This is a genomic window from Pimelobacter simplex, from assembly GCF_024662235.1.
Classification (GTDB): domain Bacteria; phylum Actinomycetota; class Actinomycetes; order Propionibacteriales; family Nocardioidaceae; genus Nocardioides.
On record NZ_CP096276.1, the window covers coordinates 1838300 to 1856498 of the forward strand.

Annotated in this window: 17 protein-coding genes; 16 read left to right on the top strand and 1 reads right to left on the bottom strand. The window is 70.8% G+C overall.

Translation table 11 applies throughout. From position 1 onward, the window contains the following. Positions 1 to 82 precede the first annotated feature (82 nt). From arc to M0M48_RS08930, 15 genes are all read left to right on the top strand, one after another. On the top strand, positions 83 to 1837 hold the full coding sequence (gene arc, locus M0M48_RS08860) for a proteasome ATPase (protein WP_257750843.1): 1755 nt from the start codon (positions 83 to 85) through the stop codon (positions 1835 to 1837). 211 nt (positions 1838 to 2048) lie between these two features. Further along, positions 2049 to 3557 (top strand): depupylase/deamidase Dop, encoded by a 1509-nt coding sequence (gene dop, locus M0M48_RS08865; protein WP_252373575.1) that lies wholly within the window; start codon positions 2049 to 2051, stop codon positions 3555 to 3557. Between the two features lie 17 nt (positions 3558 to 3574). Continuing rightward, on the top strand, positions 3575 to 3772 hold the full coding sequence (locus M0M48_RS08870; RefSeq protein ID WP_215815944.1) for a ubiquitin-like protein Pup: 198 nt from the start codon (positions 3575 to 3577) through the stop codon (positions 3770 to 3772). Between the two features lie 6 nt (positions 3773 to 3778). Continuing rightward, positions 3779 to 4642 carry a proteasome subunit beta gene (gene prcB, locus M0M48_RS08875; RefSeq protein ID WP_257750844.1) on the top strand — a complete coding sequence of 288 codons (864 nt, stop codon included), beginning with the start codon at positions 3779 to 3781 and terminating at the stop codon, positions 4640 to 4642. After that, positions 4639 to 5529 (top strand): proteasome subunit alpha, encoded by an 891-nt coding sequence (gene prcA, locus M0M48_RS08880; RefSeq protein WP_257750845.1) that lies wholly within the window; start codon positions 4639 to 4641, stop codon positions 5527 to 5529. Before prcB ends, prcA begins: the two co-directional genes overlap by 4 nt. A 110-nt stretch (positions 5530 to 5639) precedes the next feature. Then, positions 5640 to 6674 carry a hypothetical protein gene (locus tag M0M48_RS08885; RefSeq protein WP_257750846.1) on the top strand — a complete coding sequence of 345 codons (1035 nt, stop codon included), beginning with the start codon at positions 5640 to 5642 and terminating at the stop codon, positions 6672 to 6674. Positions 6675 to 6762: 88 nt separating this feature from the next. Continuing rightward, positions 6763 to 8124, top strand: coding sequence for a Pup--protein ligase (pafA, locus tag M0M48_RS08890; RefSeq protein WP_215815940.1), 1362 nt, complete (start codon positions 6763 to 6765; stop codon positions 8122 to 8124). A 51-nt stretch (positions 8125 to 8175) separates the two neighbouring features. Continuing rightward, the gene (locus M0M48_RS08895; RefSeq protein WP_257754466.1) at positions 8176 to 9276 is read left to right on the top strand and encodes an FKBP-type peptidyl-prolyl cis-trans isomerase; all 1101 of its coding nucleotides are present in this window, start codon (positions 8176 to 8178) and stop codon (positions 9274 to 9276) included. Positions 9277 to 9301: 25 nt separating this feature from the next. Further along, positions 9302 to 10264 carry a helix-turn-helix transcriptional regulator gene (locus M0M48_RS08900; protein WP_215815938.1) on the top strand — a complete coding sequence of 321 codons (963 nt, stop codon included), beginning with the start codon at positions 9302 to 9304 and terminating at the stop codon, positions 10262 to 10264. Continuing rightward, entirely contained in the window at positions 10261 to 11283 is a 1023-nt protein-coding gene (locus M0M48_RS08905) for a helix-turn-helix transcriptional regulator (protein ID WP_257750847.1), read from the top strand. Before M0M48_RS08900 ends, M0M48_RS08905 begins: the two co-directional genes overlap by 4 nt. A gap of 60 nt (positions 11284 to 11343) precedes the next feature. Next, positions 11344 to 11610, top strand: a complete 267-nt coding sequence (tatA, locus tag M0M48_RS08910) for a twin-arginine translocase TatA/TatE family subunit (protein ID WP_257750848.1) — start codon at positions 11344 to 11346, stop codon at positions 11608 to 11610. A 72-nt stretch (positions 11611 to 11682) separates the two neighbouring features. Beyond that, positions 11683 to 12456 (top strand): twin-arginine translocase subunit TatC, encoded by a 774-nt coding sequence (gene tatC / locus M0M48_RS08915; RefSeq protein WP_252373573.1) that lies wholly within the window; start codon positions 11683 to 11685, stop codon positions 12454 to 12456. A 19-nt stretch (positions 12457 to 12475) separates the two neighbouring features. Continuing rightward, positions 12476 to 13345, top strand: a complete 870-nt coding sequence (locus M0M48_RS08920) for a diacylglycerol kinase (protein ID WP_215815935.1) — start codon at positions 12476 to 12478, stop codon at positions 13343 to 13345. Continuing rightward, positions 13342 to 16137: a DEAD/DEAH box helicase gene (locus M0M48_RS08925; protein ID WP_257750849.1), complete on the top strand. Its 2796-nt coding sequence runs from the start codon at positions 13342 to 13344 to the stop codon at positions 16135 to 16137. Before M0M48_RS08920 ends, M0M48_RS08925 begins: the two co-directional genes overlap by 4 nt. After that, positions 16134 to 16553 carry an NUDIX hydrolase gene (locus tag M0M48_RS08930; RefSeq protein WP_257750850.1) on the top strand — a complete coding sequence of 140 codons (420 nt, stop codon included), beginning with the start codon at positions 16134 to 16136 and terminating at the stop codon, positions 16551 to 16553. Before M0M48_RS08925 ends, M0M48_RS08930 begins: the two co-directional genes overlap by 4 nt. On the opposite strand, the gene M0M48_RS08935 is transcribed toward M0M48_RS08930, so the two are convergent. After that, positions 16550 to 17476 carry a 5'-3' exonuclease gene (locus M0M48_RS08935; RefSeq protein WP_257750851.1) on the bottom strand — a complete coding sequence of 309 codons (927 nt, stop codon included), beginning with the start codon at positions 17474 to 17476 and terminating at the stop codon, positions 16550 to 16552. The two genes, M0M48_RS08930 and M0M48_RS08935, sit on opposite strands and share 4 nt — an antisense overlap. Before the next feature lie 28 nt (positions 17477 to 17504). Between M0M48_RS08935 and M0M48_RS08940 the strand changes: the two genes are divergently transcribed. Further along, positions 17505 to 17969, top strand: coding sequence for an Lrp/AsnC family transcriptional regulator (locus M0M48_RS08940; RefSeq protein ID WP_257750852.1), 465 nt, complete (start codon positions 17505 to 17507; stop codon positions 17967 to 17969). Positions 17970 to 18199: the final 230 nt, after the last annotated feature.

The following is an 18199-nucleotide window of genomic DNA, read 5'->3' on the forward strand; positions in this document are numbered from 1 at the left end:
TGGGACCAAACCGCATCAATCACCGCCGCGTTGCGCCCTGCCGCCGAGTAGGGTCGTTTCCAGGAGGTGTGCCATGACGAGCATGGGAGAAGGCACTTCGGGGAGCCACCGCTCTCGGAGCCGCGAGGAGCTCGAGGAGCAGGTCCGCTACCTCGAGGACGAGGTCCACGACCTGCGCCGCCGCCTGGTCGACACGCCCGGAGCTCCGTCGAGATCGCTGGACATGCGGCTCGCGGACGCCCAGCGGTCGCTCGCGGCGGTCACCGCGCAGAACGAGCGCCTGGCCACGACCCTGCGCGACGCGCGGGACCAGATCATGAAGCTGAAGGAGGAGGTCGACCGGCTGGCGCAGCCGCCGGCGGGCTTCGGCACCTTCCTCCAGCGCAACGAGGACGACTCGGTCGACGTGTTCACCGGCGGCCGCAAGCTGCGGGTCACCGTGAGCCCGGCGGTCGACCTCGACACGCTGCAGCGCGGCCAGGAGGTCATGCTCAACGAGGCGCTCAACGTGGTCGCCGCGTTCGAGTTCGAGAACGTCGGTGACGTGGTCATGTTCAAGGAGCTCCTCGCCGACGGCGAGCGGGTCCTGGTGATCGCCAACGCCGACGAGGAGCGCGTCGTACGGCTGGCCGAGCCGCTGCTCACCGAGACGCTTCGGGCCGGCGACTCGCTGCTGCTCGACGCCCGCGCCGGCTACGCGTACGAGAAGGTCCCGAAGTCCGAGGTCGAGGAGCTCGTCCTCGAAGAGGTCCCCGACATCACCTACGAGACCATCGGCGGCCTGGGCAACCAGATCGAGATGATCCAGGACGCCGTCGAGCTGCCCTACCTCTACCCCGAGCTGTTCGCCGAGCACGAGCTCAAGCCGCCCAAGGGCATCCTGCTCTACGGCCCTCCGGGCTGCGGCAAGACGCTCATCGCCAAGGCGGTCGCCAACTCGCTGGCCAAGAAGGTCGCGGCCAAGACGGGCCAGGAGGGCAAGTCCTTCTTCCTCAACATCAAGGGCCCCGAGCTCCTCAACAAGTACGTCGGCGAGACCGAGCGCCACATCCGCCTGGTCTTCCAGCGGGCTCGCGAGAAGGCCAGCACCGGCACACCGGTCATCGTGTTCTTCGACGAGATGGACTCCCTGTTCCGCACCCGCGGCTCGGGCGTCTCCTCCGACGTCGAGAACACGATCGTCCCGCAGCTGCTCAGCGAGATCGACGGCGTCGAGCTGCTCGAGAACGTCCTGGTCATCGGCGCCTCCAACCGCGAGGACATGATCGACCCGGCGATCCTGCGCCCCGGTCGCCTCGACGTGAAGATCAAGATCGAGCGCCCCGACGCCGAGTCGGCACGCGACATCTTCAGCAAGTACCTCACCGCCAACCTGCCGCTGCACACCGAGGACCTCGCCGAGTTCGGCGGCGACCGCCAGGCGACCGTCAGCGGCATGATCCGCGCGGCGGTCGAGCGGATGTACTCCGAGACCGAGGAGAACCGCTTCCTCGAGGTCACCTACGCCAACGGTGACAAGGAGGTCCTCTACTTCAAGGACTTCAACTCCGGCGCGATGATCCAGAACATCGTCGACCGGGCCAAGAAGACCGCGATCAAGGACTTCCTCGACCACGACCAGAAGGGGCTGCGGATCTCGCACCTCCTCCAGGCGTGCGTCGACGAGTTCAAGGAGAACGAGGACCTGCCCAACACGACCAACCCCGACGACTGGGCGCGGATCTCGGGCAAGAAGGGCGAGCGGATCGTGTTCATCCGCACGCTCATCACCGGCAAGCAGGGCACCGAGCCCGGCCGCTCCATCGACACGGTCAGCGACACGGGCCAGTACCTCTGACGCTGACTTGCATGGCTCACCTAGGGTGGGCACCGTCCACCCCCGACAACACCCCGAGGAGTTCCCCGTGGTCAAGAAGCTCGTCATCGTCGCCCTGGTCGCGCTCGGCATCACCGCCGCCGTCAAGGTCGCCAAGGGTCGCTGAACCCGATTCATCGCGAAAGGCCCTGACACGGATTCCCGTGTCGGGGCCTTTGCGTAGGCTGGTGCCATGAGCGTGCGCCGCGTGATGGGCACCGAGGTCGAGTACGGCATCTCGGTCCAGGGCCAGCCGACCGCCAACCCGATGGTGGCGTCGTCCCAGGTCGTCAACGCCTACGCCACGGCGACCGTGCGGGCGCGGCGGGCGCGGTGGGACTTCGAGGAGGAGTCGCCGCTGCGTGACGCGCGCGGCTTCGACATGTCGCGCCAGATCGCCGACCCGACCCAGCTCACCGACGAGGACCTGGGGCTGGCCAACGTCATCCTCACCAACGGCGCCCGGCTCTACGTCGACCACGCCCACCCGGAGTACTCCACCCCCGAGGTGGTGACCCCCCTCGACATCGTCCGGTGGGACAAGGCGGGGGAGCAGGTCATGCTCGACGCCGCCCGCCGCGCCCAGCAGCTGCCGGGCAACCCGCAGATCGTGCTCTACAAGAACAACACCGACAACAAGGGCGCCTCCTACGGCGCCCACGAGAACTACCTGATGCGGCGCTCGACGCCGTTCGGCGACATCGTGCGGCACCTCACGCCGTTCTTCGTCAGCCGCCAGGTGTTCTGCGGCGCCGGCCGGGTCGGCAAGGGCCAGGACGGGCGGGGCGAGGGCTTCCAGATCAGCCAGCGCGCCGACTTCTTCGAGGTCGAGGTCGGCCTCGAGACCACGCTCAAGCGGCCCATCATCAACACCCGCGACGAGCCGCACGCCGATCCCGAGAAGTACCGCCGGCTCCACGTCATCATCGGCGACGCCAACCTCTCCGAGATCGCCACCTACCTCAAGGTCGGCACCACCTCGCTGGTGCTGGCGATGATCGAGGACCGCTTCATCAGCCGCGACCTGAGCGTCGACGGCCCGGTGGCGGCGCTGCGGGCGGTCTCCCACGACCCCGGGCTGCGTGAGCTGGTCACCCTGGCCGACGGCCGCAAGCTGACCGGCATCCAGCTCCAGCTGGAGTACCTCGACCTGGCCAAGAAGTACGTCGAGGACCGCTACGGCGCCGACGCGGACGCCCAGACGGTCGACGTACTGGCCCGCTGGGAGGACGTCCTGGCCCGGCTCGAGTCCGACCCGATGTCGCTGGCCGACCAGCTCGACTGGGTCGCCAAGCTCAAGCTGATCGAGCAGTACCGCTCGCGCGACGGGCTGGGCTGGAAGGACGCCAAGCTCCAGCTCATCGACTACCAGTACTCCGACATCCGCCCCGAGAAGGGCCTCTACCACCGCCTCGTCGGGGCCGGCCGGATCCAGCGGCTGCTCACCGACGACGAGGTCGACGCCGCGATGACCAACCCGCCGGCCGAGACCCGCGCCTACTTCCGCGGCCGCTGCCTGGAGAAGTACGCGCCCGACATCGCCGCGGCGTCGTGGGACTCGGTCATCTTCGACCTGCCCGGACGCGAGTCCCTGCAGCGCGTGCCCACCATCGACCCGCTGCGCGGCAGCAAGGCCCACGTGGGCGCGCTGATCGACAAGTGCGCGACGGCTGACGAGTTGGTCCGCGCGCTCACCCGTTGAGTGGATAGGGTTGGGACATGGCTCAGGAGCAGAAGCAGCCGCGCAAGTCCGACGAGACCGAGGAGACCACCGAGGTCGCCCCCGAGAGCGACGTCGCCGAGCGCAAGGAGTCGCTCGACGACGACGTCGACGCGATCCTCGACGAGATCGACGACGTCCTCGAGACCAACGCCGAGGACTTCGTGAAGTCGTTCATCCAGAAGGGCGGCGAGTAGCCCCCGATGAGCGACGCGCGCATCCCGGGCGCCTTCCTGCGCCCGGGCACCTCCTCGTTCAGCGACTTCCTCGCCGAGAACGCCCCCGACCTGCTCCCCGCCCGCCGCTCGCTGCCCGCCGGCAGCCCCGGTGCGGCCGCCGACCTCGCCCCCCACGGGACGACGATCGTCGCGCTGACCTTCCCCGGTGGCGTGGTGATGGCCGGGGACCGGCGCGCGACGATGGGCAACGTCATCGCCCAGCGCGACATCGAGAAGGTCTTCCCGGCCGACGAGTACTCCGTGGTCGGCATCGCCGGCACCGCCGGTCTCGCGGTCGAGATGGTCCGGCTGTTCCAGGTCGAGCTCGAGCACTACGAGAAGATCGAGGGCTCGATCCTCTCCCTCGACGGCAAGGCCAACCGGCTCTCCGCGCTGATCCGCGCCAACCTCGCCATGGCGATGCAGGGGCTGGCCGTCGTCCCGATGTTCGCCGGCTACGACCTCGACAGCGGCACCGGCCGGATCTTCGGCTACGACGTGACCGGCGGCCGGCACGAGGAGGCGGCGTTCTTCACCGTCGGCTCGGGCTCGATGTTCGCCCGCGGCGCCCTCAAGAAGCTCTACCGCGACGACCTCTCCGCCGACGACGCCGTCCGGGTGTGCCTCCAGGCCCTCTACGACGCCGCCGACGACGACTCCGCCACCGGTGGCCCCGACCTGACCCGCCGGATCTTCCCGGTCGTGTGGGTGGTCACCGCCGACGGCGGCGTCCGCATCCTCGAGGACCGGATCGGCGCCCTCGCCGACCAGGTCGTCGGCGCCCGCCTGCAGCGTCCCGACGGACCCGTCGCCCCGCTGCCCGGCGGGGGAGAGGAGGCTCAGGCATGAGCACCCCGTTCTACGTCTCGCCCGAGCAGCTGATGAAGGACCGGGCCGACTTCGCCCGCAAGGGCATCGCCCGCGGCCGCTCCCTCGTCGCCGTCCAGTACGCCGACGGCGTCCTCCTGGTCACCGAGAACCCCTCGCAGGCCCTGCACAAGGTCTCCGAGCTCTACGACCGCCTCGCGTTCGCCGCGGTCGGCCGCTACAACGAGTTCGAGAACCTCCGCATCGCCGGGGTCCGCCTCGCCGACATGCGCGGCTACGCCTACGACCGGCGCGACGTCACCGGCCGCGGCCTGGCCAACGCCTACGCCCAGACCCTCGGCACGATCTTCTCCTCGGGCGGCGAGAAGCCCTACGAGGTCGAGATCTTCGTCGCCGAGGTCGGCGCCACCGCCGCCGACGACCAGATCTACCGGCTGACCTACGAGGGCCGGGTCGCCGACGAGCACGGCTACGCGGTGATGGGCGGTGACGCTGAGACCGTGACGTCGTACCTTGAGGCGCACTACACCGACGGCGCCACCCTCGACGCCGCCCTGCGCGTCGCGGTGGCCGCGCTCGGCCACACCGCCGTCGGCGGAAAGGTCGAGGACCGGGTGATCCCGGTCGGCGACCTCGAGGTCGCCGTCCTCGACCGCACCCGCACCCAGCCGCGCAAGTTCCGCCGGGTCCTCCCGGCCCGCCTCGAGGAGCTTCTCGGCGACCGCGGCCCGGCCGAGCACGCCGCCCCGCTGCCCGACGACGGCGTCGGCGGCTCCGTGCCCGCCGGTGGCGGCCCCGACGACCCGGCCGACCCGACCGACCAGGTCTCCGGCCACGTCGCGCCGCTCGAGGACCCGGGCACCGGCGAGCCGTCGTCCGGCGAGCCGCCGGTGGCGCCGCCGCTCTAGTCGCGGACCGGGTGCCGGGTGCCGGGTTGCTGCGGTTTGGGACCAAACCGCAGCAGTTCGGCCTCTTGCTGCTGCAGTCTCTGCCCAATCAGCGCGCAGATCGTCGTGTTGTGCGACTGCTGTCCACAGCCTCACCGGTCGAACTTGATCTCCAAACGTCGTACGCCAACTCTGTCCGGATGGAAGTTGGGCCCGACGGTGCTATCCGCGGCGAGGTGCGCATCGCGGGGCATCAGCGCGTCTCTCACGGTCTCTACCGTCCGGAAACGCCTGAGCTCGGCACGCGGGCCAACTTCTTGCGCGACCTGAGCGCGCTGCTCCTGGTCCTGCCTGAAGGCGCTGTCTTCACCCACGTCACCGCTGCGCGTCTCCTCGGATGGCAGCTGCCGGCCTTGCCGCGGGACGTGCCACACTTCGCGGCCGTTCGCGGTGAGCGTCGTCCTCGACGGCCCGCCGTCATCTGCTCCCGGCTGACACGGGAGTCGGCCGCGGGTGTCGTGGACGGCCTTCCCATCGACCACCCATCAGAGATCCTGCTTCGGGCGGCGCGCGACCTCGGCGATCTCGACTTGGCACTCATGGTCGACTCGGCTGTGCGGCTCGGTCACATTGACGAGGCGGCGATGCACGACGTTCTTGCATCGCGACGCCCAGGCACGAAGCGCCTGCGCTGGGTGTGGGAGGGTCGCGATCCGCTGGCGGAGTCTGCTGGCGAGACTCTCCTTCGGAAGTTCCACGACGTCATGGATGTCGCGACCGAGTCGCAGGTCGACGTTCATGACGAACATGGACGATTCATCGGCCGTGCGGATCTGCTCGTGGTCGGCACCTTGAACGTCCACGAGTACGACGGAGCAGTTCACCGCGAGGCGGCGACGCACAAGCGCGATCTCCGTCGGGAGCGTGCGCTGGCAAGCTCGTCGTACGTTCGCCGCGGCTACACGCTTGACGACCTGCTGAACCACGCCGCGATCCTGATGCACGAGATCGACCGGGCGCTGGGGCGGCCGCATCAGGCGGAGCGGCTCCGGAAGTGGCGCGCGCTGGTGGACGATTCGTTCTACTCGGATGTAGGGAGCGCGCGGGTGATGAACCGCTGGTACCGCTCAACCAACCCGGTCGATTGGGCACGAACTGCAGGTTGATCCCCTGAATTGATGTGGTTTGGGACCAAACCGCGTCCCTCGGCCCGCATCTCCCGCGCGGCTCCCACGACGGCAGTAGTGTGCCTACATGGACCGGCGGATCTTCGGGATCGAGAACGAATACGGGGTCACCTGCACGTTCCGCGGCCAGCGCCGGCTCAGTCCCGACGAGGTCGCGCGCTACCTGTTCCGCAAGGTCGTGAGCTGGGGTCGTTCCAGCAACGTCTTCCTGCGCAACGGCGCCCGGCTCTACCTCGACGTCGGCAGCCACCCGGAGTACGCCACCCCCGAGTGCGACGACGTCACCGAGCTCGTCACGCACGACAAGGCGGGGGAGCGGGTGCTCGAGGGGCTGCTGCTCGACGCCGAGCAGCGGCTGCACGACGAGGGCATCGCGGGCGAGATCTACCTGTTCAAGAACAACACCGACTCCGCGGGCAACTCCTACGGCTGCCACGAGAACTACCTGGTCAGCCGGGCCGGTGAGTTCAGCCGGCTCGCCGACGTGCTCATCCCGTTCCTGGTGACCCGCCAGATCATCGTGGGCGCCGGCAAGGTGACCCAGACGCCGCGGGGGACCAGCTACTCGGTCAGCCAGCGCGCCGAGCACATCTGGGAGGGCGTCTCCAGCGCGACCACCCGGAGCCGGCCGATCATCAACACCCGCGACGAGCCTCACGCGGACGCCGAGAAGTACCGCCGGCTCCACGTCATCGTCGGCGACTCCAACATGAGCGAGACGACCACCATGCTCAAGGTCGCCTCCTGCGACCTGGTGCTGCGGATGATCGAGGAGGGCGTGGTGATGCGCGACCTCACGATGGAGAACCCCATCCGGGCCATCCGCGAGATCGCGCACGACGTCACCGGGCGGCGCAAGGTGCGCCTGGCCAACGGGCGCGAGGCGAGCGCGCTGGAGATCCAGGGCGAGTACCTCGCCAAGGCCCGCGACTTCGTCGACCGCCGTGGGATCAGCACGCCGGTCATCGAGCGCTCGCTCGACCTGTGGGAGCGGGGCCTCAAGGCGGTCGAGTCCGACGACCTCAGCCTGGTCGACCGCGAGATCGACTGGGTGATCAAGTGGAAGCTCATCGATCGCTACCGCGCCAAGCACGGGCTGCCGATGAGCCACCCGCGCGTGGCCCAGCTCGACCTGGCCTACCACGACATCCACCGCAACCGCGGGCTCTACTACCTGCTCGAGAAGCGCGGGGCGGTCGCCCGGGTCTCCACCGACCTCAAGATCTTCGAGGCCAAGTCGGTCCCGCCCCAGAACACCCGGGCCCGGCTGCGCGGCGAGTTCATCCGTCGCGCCCAGGAGCGGCGCCGCGACTTCACCGTCGACTGGGTGCACCTCAAGCTCAACGACCAGGCGCAGCGCACGGTGCTCTGCAAGGACCCGTTCCGGGCGTACGACGAGCGCGTGCAGCGACTCATCGACGGCATGTGAGCGACTCCTGCCGGATTCCTCAGGGTGACTCGGTAGGGTTTGCGCGTGCTGATGCGTCTGCGACGTCCGACGACCCTTGTCCTCACCGCCCTGCTCCCGGCCAGCCTCGCGCTGGCCGCGTGCGGCAGCGACTCCTCCGACGGCGTCAAGGGGTTCGACGCCGTCAGCATCAGCGGTGCGGTGGGGGAGGCGCCCGAGCTGGACTGGAAGGACACCATGACGGCCGAGAAGGCCGAGTCCAAGGTGGTCTCCAAGGGCGATGGCGACGCGCTCAAGAACGGCGACCTGGTCCGGGTCGAGTTCACGCTGGCCGACGGCTGGACCCACAAGGTCGCCTACGACAGCTATGACGACACCAAGCTCAGCACCCTGGTCCGCATCGGCACCAAGAAGGAGCCGCAGTCGCTGACCGACCTGCTCGCGATCGGCCTCGACGGCCAGATCAAGGCCGGTCAGACCGTCGGCACCCGGCTCGCGGTCGCCGTCGGCAGCGACGTCGCCTTCGGTGACTACTTCGGCAGCCAGGCCGCGACCCTGCTCGCCAACCTCAACATCGGCAACGAGGACGGCATGCTCTACGTCGCCGACATCGTCGGCCTCGCCGGGCCCGAGGGTGCCGCGCAGACCGCGCCGGCCTGGGCGCCCAAGGTCGTCGAGAAGGACGGCGTCCCGACCGGGCTCGACTTCAAGGGCGTGCCCGCCGCCAACGGCGAGCTGCGCGTCGCCGTGCTCACCAAGGGCACCGGCCCGGCGATCAAGGACGGCCAGCAGGCGCTGGTCAACTACCTCGGCCAGCTCGCCAAGGGCACCAAGCCCTTCGACGAGAGCTTCAGCAAGAGCGGCTTCACCGCCACCCTCGGTGGCAAGGAGGCCACCGTGGTCAAGGGCTGGTCCAAGGCCCTGGTCGGCCAGACGGTCGGCAGCCGGGTGATCCTCGAGATCCCGCCCAAGCTGGGCTACGGCGACAAGGCCCAGGGCGAGGACATCCCGGCCAACTCCACGCTCTACTTCGTCATCGACATCCTCGACGTCGCCGACCCCGAGCCGAAGCCGGAGCCGACCGACACCGCCTCCCCGAGCGGTACGCCGAGCGGCTCGCCGAGCAGCACGGCGACGCCGTCGGGCAGCGCGAGCGAGGGTTCGTCGAACTGATGTTCGACGGGGCACAATAGTCCCCATGCCCGCGCCGAAGAGCGAGCGCCTGCTCAACCTGCTCATCATGCTCCTGGTCCAGCGGCGCCCGATCGCCAAGGAGCGGATCCGGGAGCTGCTCTACCCCGACTCGCGCCCGGACGCCTTCGAGAAGATGTTCGAGCGCGACAAGGACGAGCTGCGCAGCCTCGGCGTCCCCGTCGAGGTGGCGCCGATCGACCCCTTCTTCGACGACGAGGTCGGCTACCGGATCCCGCCCGAGGCGTTCGCCCTGCCCGAGGTCGAGCTCACCGCCGAGGAGGCCCAGGTGGTCGGCATCGCCTCCCGGGTCTGGCAGCACGCGACGATGGCCCAGGCGACCACCGACGCGGTGCGCAAGCTGACCGCGGCCGGCATCGACGTCGACCTCGACGCGCTCGAGATCGCCCGCCCGCTGCTGACCGCGGAGGAGCCGGCCTTCGAGACCTGCTGGATCGCGGTGTGCGAGCGCCAGGCGATCGAGTTCGACTACCAGCGCCCCGGTGACGAGGACCCGATGCGCCGCCACGTCGAGCCCTGGGGCGTCGTCCGGTACGGCGGCCGCTGGTACCTCGTCGGCCACGACGCCGATCGCGGGGCCGAGCGGGTCTTCCGGCTCTCCCGGGTCGTCGGTGAGGTGCGGCTGGTCGGCCAGCCCGGCGCGTACGACGTCCCGCCCGACACCGACGTGCGCTCGATCGCGCGGCGGATGGCGCCGCCGATCCCCACCGCGACCGCGGTGCTCCTCGTGCGCGAGGGCGCCGGTCACGGTCTGCGCCGCGCGGCGGCCCGGGTGACGACCGGCGTCGCCGGACCCGACGAGCGCACCGGCTGGGACCGGGTCGAGGTGGTCCGCCCGACCCAGGGCCTGGCCGACGAGGTGCTCTCGCACGGTCCCGACGTCGTCCTCGTCGAGCCCGCCGCGATCCGTGCCGACGTGGTCGCCCGGCTCCAGCAGGTGGCCCGGTGAGCCGCGCGTCCGCCCCCGCTCCCGGTGCCCGCGACCAGGTCGCCCGGCTGCTGACCCTGGTGCCCTTCCTGCACCACCGCGACGGCGTCCGCCTCGAGGAGGCCGCCAAGGTGCTCGGCACCACGCCGGCCCAGGTGGTGCGCGACCTGCGGGTGCTGTTCATGTGCGGCCTGCCCGGCGGTCTCCCCGACGACCTCATCGACGTCGACCTCGACGCGATCGTCACCGACGAGGGCAGCCCGGTCACCGAGGGCGTGATCCGGGTCGAGAACGCCGACTACCTGGCCCGCCCCCTGCGGCTGAGCGCCACCGAGGCCTCCGCGGTCATCGTCGCGTTGCGGATGCTGCGCGAGACCCGCGCCGCGGGCGCCACGCCCGAGCTCGTGGACCGGGTCCTGGCCAAGCTCGAGCGGGCCGCGGCCACCGCCGGTGCCGCCCACGTCGAGGTGGCGCCGTCCCCGCGCGACGCCCAGCAGGTCGTCGTCGCCGAGCTCACCGCGCTCGTCGAGCAGGCCCTGGCCGGCTCCCAGCAGCTGCGGCTGTCGTACTTCGTGCCCTCGCGCGACGAGGAGTCCGAGCGCGTCGTCGACCCCTACGGCGTGGTCACCCACGGCGTCTTCGCCTACCTCGACGCCTGGTGCCACCGCGCCGGCGGCGACCGGCTGTTCCGCCTCGACCGGATCAGCAAGGCCGAGCTCCTCCCCAGCCGTACGACGACCGCCCCGCGCGCCCCGCGCGACCTCAGCGACGGCCTGTTCACCGACGACGCCGCGCCCGACGCCGTCCCGGTGACCCTCCGGCTGGCCCCGCCGGCCCGGTGGGCCACCGACTACTACCCGGTCCGCGCGGTGCGCCCGCTCGCGGACGGATCGGCCGAGGTCGACCTCCTCGTGGTCGACCGCCGCTGGCTCACCCGGCTGCTCCTGCGCCTCGCGCCGCACGCCGAGGTGGTCAGCCCGGGCACCTTCACCGACACGTTCACCGAACGTGCACAGGAGACACTCAGCCTCTACCTGTGACAATGGGCGTAGCATGGGCCACGTCCGCAGTACCCGAGACAACGAGAGTTGGTTGCACCGATGATCCCCCTGATCGGAATGCCCCAGGGAGCCGAGTGGCTCATCATCCTGGCGATCGTGGTTCTCGTCTTCGGAGCCGCGAAGCTCCCCGACCTGGCTCGGGGCACCGGACAGGCGCTGCGGATCTTCAAGGCCGAGACCAAGGGCCTGCGCGACGAAGAGGACGACAAGAAGAAGCCCACCGCGCCGACCAGTGAGCTCAACGCCGCCGACGACGAGATCGCCGAGGGCGAGATCGTCGACGAGCGTCGCGAGAACAACGCCTGACCCTTGGCCCTGTCCGGCATCCTCAAGCTCTTCGTCGGCAGGCCGGTCCACCCCGTCGGTAGCGACGGGCGGATGGCCCTGTCCGATCACCTGCGAGAGCTGCGCGCCCGCATCCTCAAGGCGGCGCTCGTGCTCCTCGTGGGCTTCATCGTCGCGCTCTTCTTCTTCGACCCGATCTTCGCGATCATCAACGAGCCCTACCAGAAGGCGCGCGAGTCCCTCGGCGCCGAGCGCACGATGGCGACCACCAGCGGCGTGGCCGGCGGCTTCATCCTGTACCTCAAGCTGTGCGGGCTGGCCGCGGTCATCGGGACGAGCCCGATCTGGCTCTACCAGATCTGGGCGTTCATCCTGCCCGGCCTGCACCGGACCGAGAAGCGCTGGACGGCGCTCTTCGCGGTGATCGCGGGTCCGCTCTTCATCGGCGGCATCGTGCTGGCCTACGTGACCCTGCCCAAGGGTCTGGAGATCCTGATCGGGTTCACCCAGGCCGACCTGACCAACCTGGTCGAGTTCAACGACTACCTGAGCTTCTTCACCCGGACCATGCTGGTCTTCGGGGTCGCCTTCGAGATCCCGGTCTTCGTGGTGCTGCTCAACATGGCGGGCATCCTGCGCGGCAAGGCGCTGGGCGCGGTCCGCCCGTGGATCGTGATCGGCTGCTTCGTGTTCGCCGCGGCCGCCACGCCCTCGACCGACCCGTTCACGATGACGTTCATGGCCGTCCCGATGGTCGTGCTGTTCTTCGTCTCCGAGGTGATCGCCCGGCTCAACGACCGGCGTCGCGACAAGAACCGGATCAACGCCGGGCTCTCGCCCGACGAGGCCAGCCCGCTCGACCTCTAGGCCCCGCTAGCCTTCACCCGTGCCCCGCGCGATCGTCCTGACCAACCCGACCTCGGGCAAGGGGCGTGGTGCGCGGATGCGCGACGAGGCGCTGCCGCGCTTCCACGGCGCCGGCTGGCGCACGACGGCCCTGACCGGTCGCGACGCCGGCGAGGCGCTCGACCTGGCCCGGCTGGCGGTCGCCGAGGAGCCGGACGTGCTCGTCCTGTGCGGCGGTGACGGCATGGTCAACATCGGCCTCCAGGCGGCCGCGGGCACCACGGTGCCGGTGGGGATCCTGCCGGCGGGCACGGGCAACGACTTCGCGCGCTACTTCGACCTGCCGCTCGGCCACGGTGCCGCGGCGGCCCAGCGGATCCTGCAGGCCTCGCCGCGCACGATCGACCTGGGCCGGATCGGCGATCGCTACTTCGGCGGCGTGCTCGCCGCCGGCTTCGACGCGGTCGTCAACGAGCGGGCCAACCGGATGCGCTGGCCGCGCGGGCAGATGCGCTACAACCTGGCCACGCTCGCCGAGCTGCGGGTCTTCGAGCCGCTGCAGTACGTCCTCGAGCTCGACGGCGTCGAGCGGCGCCTGGAGGCGATGCTGGTCGCGGTCGGCAACGGCCCTTCCTTCGGTGGCGGGCTGCGGATCACCCACGGTGCCCAGCTCGACGACGGCCTCCTCGACGTGGTCCTCATCAAGCCGGTGGGCAGGATGGAGCTGATCAGGACCTTCCCCAAGCTCTTCGACGGGAGACACGTGAGCCACCCCCAGTACGAGCGCCACCGCGTCAAGCGGGTCACGGTGGCCAGCGCCGGCATCGTCGGGTACGCCGACGGCGAGCGGTTCGGACCGCTCCCGATGACCGTCGAGTGCGTGCCCGGCGCGGTGCGGGTGATGGCATGAGCGCCGACGAGCGGGAGCCGGCCGGCCAGAGCCCGGCCGAGCGCTACGCGTCGTACCGCAAGGACAAGGGGCACCCGGTGTTCCGCGACTTCGCGGCGGGCTTCTCCTTCGAGCTCGACGACTTCCAGGTCGAGGGCTGCCGCGCGGTCGAGGAGGGCGACGGCGTGCTGGTCGCCGCGCCGACCGGTGCCGGCAAGACGGTGGTCGGCGAGTTCGCCGTGCACCTGGCGCTCGAGACCGGGCGCAAGTGCTTCTACACGACGCCGATCAAGGCGCTGTCGAACCAGAAGTACCACGACCTCGCCGAGCGCTACGGCGCCGACCAGGTCGGTCTGCTCACCGGCGACACCTCGATCAACGGTGAGGCGCCGGTCGTGGTGATGACCACCGAGGTGCTGCGCAACATGCTCTACGCGCGCTCCCGGACCCTGGTCGGGCTGGGCTTCGTCGTGATGGACGAGGTGCACTACCTCGCCGACCGGGCCCGCGGCGCGGTCTGGGAGGAGGTCATCATCCACCTCCCCGAGTCGGTCTCGGTGATCTCGCTGTCGGCGACGGTCTCCAACGCCGAGGAGTTCGGCGAGTGGCTCGAGACGGTGCGCGGCTCGACCCGCACGATCGTGGCCGAGCGGCGTCCGGTGCCGCTGTTCCAGCACGTCATGGTGGGACGCCGGCTGCTCGACCTGTTCGCCTCCTCCGACGTCGACGCGGCGGCCGGCTTCGTCCGCGAGGGCGCCCCGGTCAACGACGAGCTGATGAAGCTCGCCCGCGACGACTGGGCCTCGACCCGCCTCAAGGACCGCCGCACGCCCAAGGGCGCGCGCGGGCGCCAGGGCGGCCCCGGCAGCCGCAACGTCGGCAGCGGACGCCGGATCTGGATCCCGGGGCGGCTCGACGTGATCGACCAGCTCGAGCGGCACAACCTGCTGCCCGCGATCGACTTCATCTTCAGCCGCGCCGGATGCGACGCCGCCGTCAAGCAGTGCCTCGAGGCCAACCTGCGGCTCACCACGCCCGAGGAGCGCGACGAGGCGATCGAGTACGTCGAGCGGACCCTCGGCGGCCTGCCCTCCGACGACCTGCACGTGCTCGGCTACCACGACTTCCTCGACGCCGCCTCGCGCGGCGTCGCCGCCCACCACGCCGGCATGCTGCCGGCGTTCAAGGAGTGCGTCGAGGAGCTCTACCTGCGCGGGCTGGTCAAGATGGTCTTCGCCACCGAGACGCTCGCGCTCGGCATCAACATGCCCGCGCGCACCGTCGTCCTGGAGAAGCTCTCGAAGTGGAACGGCGAGACGCACGCCGACATCACGCCGGGGGAGTACACCCAGCTCACCGGCCGGGCCGGGCGCCGCGGTCTCGACATCGAGGGCCATGCGGTCGTGCTCTGGCAGCCGGGGATGAACCCGCGCGAGCTGGCGGGTCTCGCCTCGACCCGGACCTATCCGCTGCGCTCGTCGTTCCGGCCGTCGTACAACATGGCGGTCAACCTGGTGCACTCCTACGGGCGGCACCAGGCCCGCGAGCTGCTGGAGCAGTCGTTCGCGCAGTTCCAGGCCGACCGCGCGGTGGTCGGCCTGGCCCGCCAGCAGCGCAAGGCCGAGGACGCGCTCGAGGGCTATGCCGAGGCCGCGCAGTGCCACCTCGGCGACTTCCTGGAGTACGCCGCCCTGCGCCGCCGGGTCAGCGAGCTGGAGAAGGAGTCCAGCAAGGCCCGCCGCCACGACCGCCGCGACGAGGCCGGCGCCTCGCTGGAGCGGCTGACGACGGGTGACGTGATCATCGTCCCGGTCGGCAAGTTCGCGGGCCCGGCGGTGATCGTCGAGCCCGGTCTGTCCGAGCACGGCCACCGCCCGCTGGTGATCACCGCCGAGCGCCAGGGGCGCCGGCTGGCGATGATGGACTTCCCGACACCGGTCGAGCCGGTCGCCCACATCCGGCTGCCCAAGCGGGTCGACGCGCGCAACCCGCACCAGCGCAAGGACATCGCCCAGCAGGTCCGCGAGGCGGTCCGGGCGCTGCCGCTGTCGGTGACCCGGCCCAAGGCCGAGCGCGGGCCCGTCGACGAGGCCGCCGCGCGCGAGATCCAGGCGCTGCGCGCCCAGATCCGCGAGCACCCGTGCCACGGCTGCTCCGAGCGCGAGGACCACTCCCGGTGGGCCGAGCGCTACGCCAAGCTGCAGAAGGACACCGACCTGCTCGCGGCCCGCATCGAGCGGCGGACCAACACCGTGGCGCGCACCTTCGACCGGGTGCTCGAGGTGCTCGAGGCGCTCGACTACCTCGTCGGGGACGACGTCACCGAGCGTGGCCGCGGCCTGATGCGGATCTACTCCGACCTCGACCTGGTCGCGGCCGAGTCGCTGCGCACGGGCCTGTGGGACGACCTCTCACCGGCCCAGCTCGGCGCGGTGCTCTCCGCCCTCGTCTACGAGGCCCGCCGGCCCGAGGAGGGCCCGCCGAACGTCCCGGGCGGCGCGATCCAGGTGACCGTCGACGCGATGACGCGGCTGTGGGGCGAGCTGGAGCGCCTGGAGCGCGACCACCGCCTCGACTTCCTCCGCAAGCCCGACCCGGGCTTCGCCTGGACGGCGTACCGCTGGGCCGAGGGTCAGGACCTCGACGAGGTGATCACCCGCAACGACCAGACCGCCGGTGACTTCGTGCGCCAGATGAAGCAGCTCATCGACTTCGCCGGCCAGATCGCCGACGCGGCGGCGGGGACGCCGGTGCGCGACACCGCGCGCCAGCTGGTCAAGCTCCTGCGCCGCGGGATCGTGGCGAGCGAGTGAGCGCCGGCCTCGTCGTCGCCGCGGCCGTCGTGCTGCGCGAGCGGCGCCTGCTCGTGGTCAGCAAGCACGCGGCGCCCGACGTGTTCTACCTGCCCGGCGGCAAGCTCGAGCCGGGGGAGTCGTTCGAGGACGCCATGCGCCGCGAGGTCCACGAGGAGCTCGGTGTCGTCGTGCGCGAGGCCGAGCACTTCCTGGACGTCGAGGCGCCCGCCGCGATCGAGCGGGTCCCGATGCGGCTCACCGTCTTCGTCGTGAGCATCGACGGCGAGCCGGCCCTCCACGCCGAGCTCGCCGCGCTCGACTGGGTCGCGGACGCGGCCAAGCCCGGCCTCGGGCCGGCGATCCGGGACCACGTGATCCCGGCGCTCGTCGACGCGGGCCTGCTCGGCCCTGAGGGCGTCCCGGGCGCGTCCTAGCCCTCGGCGCGCGCCAGGATGCCGGTCAGCCGCTCGACCGGCGAGGACAGCGACCAGCGCTCCACCAGGTCGGCGAGGGCGTCCGGGTCGGCCGGCGTCGCCGGGAGGGCCAGGTGCTCGCGCGGCAGGTCGATGTCGCGCGCGACCGCCACGACGGTCGGGGCCACGTCCAGGTAGGGCGCCGCGTCCTTGAGCTTGAGCCGCGGGCCGGGGCCGAGGTCGCTGGCCGGGTCCTCGGCGGCGGCGCGGATGCCGTCCAGGTCGCCGTACTTCTGGAGCATCGAGGCCGCGGTCTTCTCGCCGACGCCCTTGACGCCCGGCAGGCCGTCGGAGGCGTCGCCGCGCAGGGTGGCGAAGTCGGCGTACTGGTCGGCGCGGACGCCGTACTTGTCGAGCACCCAGGTCTCGTCGACGCGCTCGTGGCGGCCGACGCCGCGCCCGACGTACAGGACCCGGACGGCGGCCTCGTCGTCGACGAGCTGGAACAGGTCGCGGTCGCCGGTGACGACGTCGACCGGCATGCCGGCCCCCGTCGCGAGCGTGCCGATCACGTCGTCGGCCTCGTAGCCGGGCGCGCCGACCACCGCGATGCCGAACGCCGCGAGCACGTCGCGGATGATCGGCACCTGGAGCTCGAGCGGGTCGGGCACCTCCTCGACGTCCGGTGCGCCGGCGACCTCGGTCACGACCCGGTGCGCCTTGTAGGTCGGGATCAGGTCGACCCGCCACTGGGGACGCCAGTCGTCGTCCCAGCAGCAGGCCAGGTGGGTGGGCTCGTACTGCTCGACGAGCTGGGAGATGTAGCCGAGCAGACCGCGCACGGCGTTCACGTTGGTGCCGTCGGGCGCGAGGATCTCCGGCGAGCCGAAGTAGGCCCGGAAGTAGAGGCTGGCCGTATCGAGGAGTAGAAGGCGCTGAGTCATCAGGGCAGAGCCTATTAGGCTGCACGTTGTGAGTCAGAGCACCAATCCCGCGGTCGAGGCGACCGACCGGCAGATCCTGGAGCTTCTGGCCAAGGACGGGCGCATGTCGTACACCGATCTCGGGCGGGCCACGGGGCTCTCGACCTCGGCCGTGCACCAGCGGGTCAAGCGCCTCGAGCAGCGCGGCCTCATCCTCGGCTACGGCGCCACCGTCAACTACGCCGAGATCGGTCTGCCGCTGACCGCGTTCATCGCGATCCGCCCGATCGACCCCTCGCAGCCCGACGACTGCCCCGACCGGCTCGTCGACCTGCCCGAGATCGAGTCGTGCTGGTCGGTGGCCGGTGAGGAGTCCTACCTCCTCAAGGTGCGGATCACCACGCCCTTCGAGCTCGAGGGCCTGCTGAGCCGGATCCGCTCGGTCGCCAACGTGTCGACCCGGACCACGATCGTGCTCTCGACCTACTACGAGAACCGGCCCGTCAGCACCTGAGCCCGGCGCGTCGCCCGGCGACACGCCGTGGGCGCCGACTTTTTTCGGACTTTTTCGGGCCCCCGGCGGCCCCTTCTGACCTGCGAGAACGCGGATCGCCGCAGGTCAGCGGACGGTTGACAGTGCGGGTAAGGCTCACCAGAGTACGGAGACGTTCGCTCGTGCAGGTCGTGGCCGGCGGACCGACGTCCGAGTGGCCGTACGTTCGGGGGAGTAGCACCAGCTCCACC

Excerpts from the sequence above, each read along its gene's own strand:
- arc (WP_257750843.1), top strand. The coding sequence starts at position 83 with ATGGGAGAAGGCACTTCGGGGAGCCACCGCTCTCGGAGCCGCGAGGAG.
- dop (WP_252373575.1), top strand. The coding sequence starts at position 2,049 with ATGAGCGTGCGCCGCGTGATGGGCACCGAGGTCGAGTACGGCATCTCG.
- M0M48_RS08870 (WP_215815944.1), top strand. The coding sequence starts at position 3,575 with ATGGCTCAGGAGCAGAAGCAGCCGCGCAAGTCCGACGAGACCGAGGAG.
- prcB (WP_257750844.1), top strand. The coding sequence starts at position 3,779 with ATGAGCGACGCGCGCATCCCGGGCGCCTTCCTGCGCCCGGGCACCTCC.
- prcA (WP_257750845.1), top strand. The coding sequence starts at position 4,639 with ATGAGCACCCCGTTCTACGTCTCGCCCGAGCAGCTGATGAAGGACCGG.
- pafA (WP_215815940.1), top strand. The coding sequence starts at position 6,763 with ATGGACCGGCGGATCTTCGGGATCGAGAACGAATACGGGGTCACCTGC.
- M0M48_RS08895 (WP_257754466.1), top strand. The coding sequence starts at position 8,176 with ATGCGTCTGCGACGTCCGACGACCCTTGTCCTCACCGCCCTGCTCCCG.
- M0M48_RS08900 (WP_215815938.1), top strand. The coding sequence starts at position 9,302 with ATGCCCGCGCCGAAGAGCGAGCGCCTGCTCAACCTGCTCATCATGCTC.
- tatA (WP_257750848.1), top strand. The coding sequence starts at position 11,344 with ATGATCCCCCTGATCGGAATGCCCCAGGGAGCCGAGTGGCTCATCATC.
- tatC (WP_252373573.1), top strand. The coding sequence starts at position 11,683 with ATGGCCCTGTCCGATCACCTGCGAGAGCTGCGCGCCCGCATCCTCAAG.
- M0M48_RS08925 (WP_257750849.1), top strand. The coding sequence starts at position 13,342 with ATGAGCGCCGACGAGCGGGAGCCGGCCGGCCAGAGCCCGGCCGAGCGC.
- M0M48_RS08935 (WP_257750851.1), bottom strand. The coding sequence starts at position 17,476 with ATGACTCAGCGCCTTCTACTCCTCGATACGGCCAGCCTCTACTTCCGG.